We start from the raw sequence: 1428 nt of genomic DNA, 5'->3' as shown, positions 1-1428 counted from the left end.
TGGTGTGACCCCAAAAAGTTGGACAGATTCAAAATTAAGTTTTTTGTACGAGAGCTCGGTATTCTACCGGGCTCTTTCCATTTAACCTGTTTTTTATTCTTTTATTGTTGTAGTAATGAATGTATTCTTTTAACGAAGTGATAAATTCTTCTGTAGTTTCAAAGCTCTCTCTGTACAGCAATTCTGTCTTCATAATACCAAAAAAGCTTTCGGCCAAGGCGTTATCTAAGCAATTTCCTTTTCTGGACATACTTTGAATAATTCCATTTTTTTCCAGAGCCTTTCTATATCCGTAATGTTGATATTGCCAGCCTTGGTCAGAATGAAAAATAAGTCCCTTTGTATCTTTCACTTTATCAAAAGCCTCATATAACATTTCTTCTATCATCTGCATATTTGGACTTTTTGAAATACTATAGGAAATGATTTCCCCATTGAACATGTCAATTATAGGAGACAGGTAAATCTTCTCCCCTTTAATGTTCATCTGGGTGACATCCGTAGCCCATTTCTGATTAGGCAAACTTGCTTCAAAATCCCTTTCAAGTTCATTAGGGGCAATTTTGCCAACCTCGCCTTTGTATGATCGATAACTTACTTTCCTGATAGTGCATTTTAAGCCTAATGTTCCCATCAATTTTTGCACAGTCTTATGATTTATGTTATAACCCCGGTTCTTCATTTCGGCGGTGACTCGCCGATAACCATATCTGCCTTTATGCAGGTGGTATATACTTGCGATCTCTTCTTTTTCATGCTTGTACTTATCATCAGCATTCAGCCGCTTATGATGATAATAAAATACCGAACGAGCCATCTGTTTACAATCCAATAGAATTGCAATACCATGTTCCGGCCTTAGTTCTTCGATGGCTTTTGCCCACTCAAACGTTCGCGGGCTTCTCTTTCCTGTACTAAGGCCTTGACTTTTTTTAATAGCGCGTTCTCTGCTCGCAAGCGGGCATTCTCCGCCTGGAGTTTCTCTAGTTCTGTTTCAGGTTCAAGTTTCTTTGATCTTCCCATGCCTTTAGGTGGTCGTCCACGGGGCTTTTGTTTGTATAGTACTGCGTAGCCTTCACCTCGTACTAATCTTACCCAGTTCTCTAAGGCACTTCTACTTACTTTACGTTCCAGAACAACCTGTCTTAAAGGTACACCTTTTTCTATAATGAGCCTTACAACTTCTTCTTTGAAATCAGAAGTAGACTTGATATTGGCTTGCTTGCGTAGCCCACTTTCACCATGGAGGTTATATTTCCGAACCCATTCCAATATCATGTCATCATCAATACGCCGTTCTCGGGATATCCAAAGAATCGGTGTCCCTTTTATCACTTGAGAAACTATATCGAGCTTCTCTTCAAATGTGTGTTTTGCCATAAATGATAAACCCCAAAAGTTTTTGTCCAACTTTTGGGGTTCACTTCA

At 39.1% G+C, this 1428-nt stretch carries 2 protein-coding genes; both read right to left on the bottom strand.

Annotation, left to right across the window (positions count from 1 at the left end):
* Positions 1–34 precede the first annotated feature (34 nt).
* The gene (locus tag R2S10_RS24660; protein WP_316843058.1) at positions 35–937 is read right to left on the bottom strand and encodes an IS3 family transposase; all 903 of its coding nucleotides are present in this window, start codon (positions 935–937) and stop codon (positions 35–37) included.
* Entirely contained in the window at positions 859–1380 is a 522-nt protein-coding gene (locus R2S10_RS24655; RefSeq protein ID WP_316843057.1) for a helix-turn-helix domain-containing protein, read from the bottom strand. The genes R2S10_RS24660 and R2S10_RS24655 overlap by 79 nt, the downstream gene beginning before the upstream one ends.
* Positions 1381–1428: the final 48 nt, after the last annotated feature.

Source organism: Pedobacter gandavensis, assembly GCF_032678745.1.
Classification (GTDB): domain Bacteria; phylum Bacteroidota; class Bacteroidia; order Sphingobacteriales; family Sphingobacteriaceae; genus Pedobacter; species Pedobacter gandavensis_C.
This window is presented reverse-complemented; position numbering and strand designations above follow the sequence as displayed.